The sequence below is a fragment of the Actinoplanes sp. NPDC051633 genome, assembly GCF_040681735.1.
In the GTDB taxonomy this organism is placed as follows: domain Bacteria; phylum Actinomycetota; class Actinomycetes; order Mycobacteriales; family Micromonosporaceae; genus Actinoplanes.
Genome location: NZ_JBFAZH010000626.1, coordinates 1 through 4,695 on the forward strand (window position 1 = coordinate 1; position 4,695 = coordinate 4,695).

Sequence of the window (4,695 nt, forward strand, 5' to 3'; positions counted from 1 at the left end):
CGTGTACCGGGGGCGGCACCCCGCCGACCACCCCGCCGCCGACCAACCCGCCCACGACGCCCCCGCCGACCACGCCGCCGCCCACCGACCCGCCGCCCGGTGGGAGCTGCGCGCTCAAGGGCCGCCCGGCCGGCAAGGTGCTGCAGGGCTACTGGGAGAACTGGGACGGCGCGTCGAACGGCGTACACCCCGGCCTGGGCTGGATCCCGATCACCGACGCGCGGATCAAGCAGCACGGGTACAACGTCATCAACGCGGCCTTCCCGGTGATCCTCTCCGACGGCACGGTGCTCTGGCAGGACGGCATGGACTCAGGCGTGAAGGTCGCGACGCCGGCCGAGATGTGCGCGGCCAAGGCGGCCGGCGCCACCATCCTGATGTCGATCGGCGGCGCCACCGCCGGCATCGACCTCAGCTCGTCCACCGTGGCCGACAAGTTCGTCGCCACCATCGTGCCGATCCTGCGGCGCTACAACTTCGACGGCATCGACATCGACATCGAGACCGGGCTGACGGGCAGCGGCAACATCAACACGCTGTCGCCCTCGCAGGCCAACCTGATCCGGATCATCGACGGCGTGCTCGCCGCGATGCCGTCCGGCTTCGGCCTGACGATGGCGCCGGAGACCGCGTACGTGACCGGCGGCAGCGTCACCTACGGCTCGATCTGGGGTTCCTACCTGCCGATCATCAAGAAGTACGCGGACAACGGCCGGCTGTGGTGGCTGAACATGCAGTACTACAACGGATCCATGTACGGCTGCTCGGGCGACTCGTACCCGGCCGGCACGGTGCAGGGCTTCGTCGCGCAGACCCAGTGCCTCAACAACGGCTTGGTGATCCAGGGCGTGACGATCCGCCTGCCGTACGACAAGCAGGTCCCCGGTCTTCCGGCGCAGCCGGGCGCGGGTGGCGGATACATGTCGACGGGTCTGGTGTCGCAGTCGTGGAACAGCCTCAACGGCCAGCTCAAGGGCCTGATGACCTGGTCGATCAACTGGGACGGCTCGCGCGGCTGGACCTTCGGCGACACGGTCCGGGGGCTGCAGGGGCGGTAACGTCGGCCCGATGTGCTGTGATCACGATCAGGTGCTCGACCTGCCGCCGGCGGCCATTGAGATGCTCGCGCACTACCGTGAGCTCCGGAGGCGGCAGCCCTGGGCGTGGGGCGGGGAAGACATCCCGCCCCCGTTCCGGTGGGCGCGCTTCGCCAAGCTCGGGGATCTGATCGAGCGGGGTACGCGATCCGGAGACTGGCCGGGGGCGCTGCAGGAGGTGATCGGCGACGACGTGCCGGCCGGCATCGTCGTCCGGCGGGGCGGCGAGTACCGCAGCGGGCCGCCGCGGCTGCTGATCCCGGGGCGGACCGTGCCGATCGACCTGGTCACCGAGGACGACCTGGAGACCGTCGACGTCGGCGAGGCGCCCTTCCACGGCGCGGTGCGGATGTGCGCGGCGGTCACGCTCCGGCTGAAGTCGCCGGCCTGCGCGCGCTGGTCGGTGGTCGACGAGAGCGGCGGCGCGTGGTTCCCGGACGGCGTGCCGCCCAAGTGGGACTTCCACGGCCGGCCGTTCTTCCATGGCCACGACATCAGCATCCAGGTGCCGGCCGCGGGCATCATGGTCACCTGCACGAAGGGCTTGGAGTTCGGCGTGGTCACCCACGGGCTCGACCTGAGCGAGGACACGACCATCGAGGCCGACCCGCCGCGGCTCTTCGACCCGGCCGCGGCCGGGTGGTACGGCGGCGACCTGCACGTGCACCTCAACTACAGCGGCGACCTGGTGTGCGAGCCGGAGGACGCGGCGCGGATGCAGCGCGGCGAGGGCCTGCACCTGATGAACCTGGTGGCCGGCAACTTCACCACCTCGCGGATCTTCGACCGGGAGCTGCTCGAGTCGACCGTCGGCACCGATTTGTGGCCCGGTGCGCGGATGGGTCTCGAGTACCGCAACGACCTGCTCGGCCACGTGCACGCACTCGGCCCGTCCGGCACGCCCACGCACTACCACGCCGGCCACGAGGGCACCGACGCGCCGGACGACTGGCCGCCGAACGCGGTCGCCTGCGAAGAACTCCAAAACCTGGGCGCCACCATCGGGTACGCGCATCCGGCGTGGCAGGACTTCCCGGACTGGTCGACCGACCGCTTCTTCGCGAGCCCGCGCTCGGTCGAGGCCCGCGAGCTGATCGCCGACGCCGCGCTCGGCCTGGTCGACTCGGTGGACCTGCTGTCGCCGGCCGACGCCGAGGGCTCGGCGTTCCTCTACCACCGCCTTCTGTCGTGCGGCTTCCGGCTGGCCGCTTCGGCCGGCACCGACGTGTTCCTGTCCTTCGCGCACGGCCCGGCGATGGCCTCGAACCCGCCCGGCTGGGCCCGCGTTTACGCCCACCTCGGCGAGCGGGAGCTGTCGGTGCCCGCCTTCCAGGACGCGATCCGCGACTGCCGCACGGTGGTGACCAACGGCCCGTGGCTGACCCTGTCGGTGGACGGCGCCGGCCCGGGAGCGGTGCTCGACCGATCGCCGGGCGACGAGCTCCGGATCGAGGTCGGCTGTGTCGGCGACGCCGAGGTGACGCTGATCGGCCCGGACGGCGAGATCAAGATTGAAGATCTTGGGCCCCGCCGCCACCCCCACCCCGGCACTGGGTGGGCAGCAACTTACGCCCGGGGTACGACACTTTCCGTCGACCGTCCCACCTGGATCGCGGCGGTGGCCCGTGCCGAGGGCGACGACCGCGTCCTGGACGAGAAGGCGTTCGCCCACACCAGCCCGGTCTGGGTCGACGTGGCCGGCCGGCGGGTGGTCCGCGAGCGCGACGTCCGCTGGTGCCTGGACTACCTGGACCGGCTGAGCGCCTTCACCGCCGAGCACGGCCGCTTCTCCACCCACGGCCAGCGCGCCGACTTGGCGGACGTCATCGATCGTGCCCGAAGCCGTTACCGAACCTTGCTGTAGCGCGGGATGGCGATGGGGCGGCGTCAGAGGTGTGGCGGGCCACACTCCAGGGACAAGGTCCTTCAGATCTGAAATACTTGACGCGGCAAATAGGTTGTGCCGAGTGTCCGGGAGGTTCTCGGACACCTGCTCGGACACCGAGGGAGCGCGTCATGCAGTTCGGGATCTTCACTGTCGGCGACGTCACGCCCGACCCCACGAACGGGCGGACGCCGACCGAGCACGAGCGCATCAAGGCCATGGTCACCATCGCACGCAAGGCGGAGGAAGTCGGCCTGGACGTGTTCGCGACCGGTGAGCACCACAACGAGCCGTTCGTGCCGTCCTCGCCGACCACCATGCTCGGCCACATCGCGGCGCAGACCGAGAAGCTGCTGCTCAGCACGTCCACGACGCTGATCACCACCAACGACCCGGTGAAGATCGCCGAGGACTACGCGATGCTGCAGCACCTCTCCGGCGGCCGCGTCGACCTGATGATGGGCCGTGGCAACACCGGCCCGGTCTACCCGTGGTTCGGCAAGGACATCCGGGCCGGCATCCCGCTCGCGATCGAGAACTACGCGCTGCTGCACCGGCTGTGGCGCGAGCACACCGTCGACTGGTCCGGCAAGTTCCGTACCCCTCTGCAGTCGTTCACCTCGACCCCGCGCCCGCTCGACGACATCCCGCCGTTCGTCTGGCACGGCTCGATCCGCAGCCCGGAGATCGCCGAGCAGGCCGCGTACTACGGCGACGGATTCTTCGCCAACCACATCTTCTGGCCGGCGTCGCACACGCAGCGGATGGTGGGCCTCTACCGGGAGCGGTTCGCGCACTACGGCCACGGCGACCCCGACCAGGCCATCGTCGGCCTCGGCGGCCAGGTCTTCATGCGCCGCAACAGCCAGGACGCGGTGAACGAGTTCCGGCCGTACTTCGACAACGCCCCGGTCTACGGACACGGGCCGTCGCTGGAGGACTTCACCCGCGAGACCCCGCTGACCGTCGGCAGCCCGCAGCAGGTCATCGACCGCACGCTGGGCTTCCGCGAGTACGTGGGCGACTACCAGCGTCAGCTCTTCCTGCTCGACCACGCCGGCCTGCCGCTGAAGACCGTGCTCGAGCAACTCGATCTCCTCGGTGAGGAGGTCGTGCCGGTGCTGCGCAAGGAGTTCGCCGCTCTCAAGCCGGCGCACGTGCCGGACGCCCCCACCCACGCTTCGATGCTCGCCGCCCGTCAGGAGGTCCCCGCATGAGGCTCGTCGTCATCAGCGCCGGCCTGAGCACCCCGTCGTCGACCCGCCTGCTGGCCGACCGGCTGGCCGCGGCGACGGCGGCCGACGACCTCCGGGTCGTCGAGCTGCGGGAGCTGGCGCACGAGATCGCGGACACCATGCTCACCGGCTTCGCGCCGGCCAAGCTGCAGAGCGCCCTCGACGCGGTCGCCGGCGCCGACGCGCTGATCGCGGTCACGCCGATCTTCACCGGGTCGTACAGCGGCCTGTTCAAGTCGTTCTTCGACGTGGTCGACAAGGACGCCCTCGTCGACAAGCCGGTGCTGATCGCGGCCACCGGCGGCACCGCACGCCACTCGCTCGCGCTGGAGCACGCGCTGCGGCCGATGTTCGCCTACCTGCGGGCGGTGGTCGTGCCGACCGCGGTCTACGCGGCGAGCGAGGACTGGGCCGACGACGGCGCGCTCCGGCAGAGGATCGACCGGGCCGCCGCGGAGCTGGTCCGGGACGCCGGCCG

Annotated in this window: 4 protein-coding genes; all 4 read left to right on the plus strand. The window is 70.8% G+C overall.

Annotated features, from left to right (window positions below):
* The coding region (locus AB0M20_RS28220) for a chitinase (protein WP_364303265.1) at positions 1 to 1,058 on the plus strand (1,058 nt) is incomplete at its 5' end.
* 10 nt (positions 1,059 to 1,068) lie between these two features.
* Positions 1,069 to 2,961: a CehA/McbA family metallohydrolase gene (locus AB0M20_RS28225; protein WP_364303267.1), complete on the plus strand. Its 1,893-nt coding sequence runs from the start codon at positions 1,069 to 1,071 to the stop codon at positions 2,959 to 2,961.
* 152 nt (positions 2,962 to 3,113) lie between these two features.
* On the plus strand, positions 3,114 to 4,199 hold the full coding sequence (locus AB0M20_RS28230; protein WP_364303269.1) for an LLM class flavin-dependent oxidoreductase: 1,086 nt from the start codon (positions 3,114 to 3,116) through the stop codon (positions 4,197 to 4,199).
* Positions 4,196 to 4,695: CE1759 family FMN reductase (locus AB0M20_RS28235; protein ID WP_364303271.1), on the plus strand; the 500-nt coding region annotated here is incomplete at its 3' end. The genes AB0M20_RS28230 and AB0M20_RS28235, both read left to right, overlap by 4 nt.

Excerpts from the sequence above, each read along its gene's own strand:
- AB0M20_RS28225 (WP_364303267.1), top strand. The coding sequence starts at position 1,069 with ATGTGCTGTGATCACGATCAGGTGCTCGACCTGCCGCCGGCGGCCATT.
- AB0M20_RS28230 (WP_364303269.1), top strand. The coding sequence starts at position 3,114 with ATGCAGTTCGGGATCTTCACTGTCGGCGACGTCACGCCCGACCCCACG.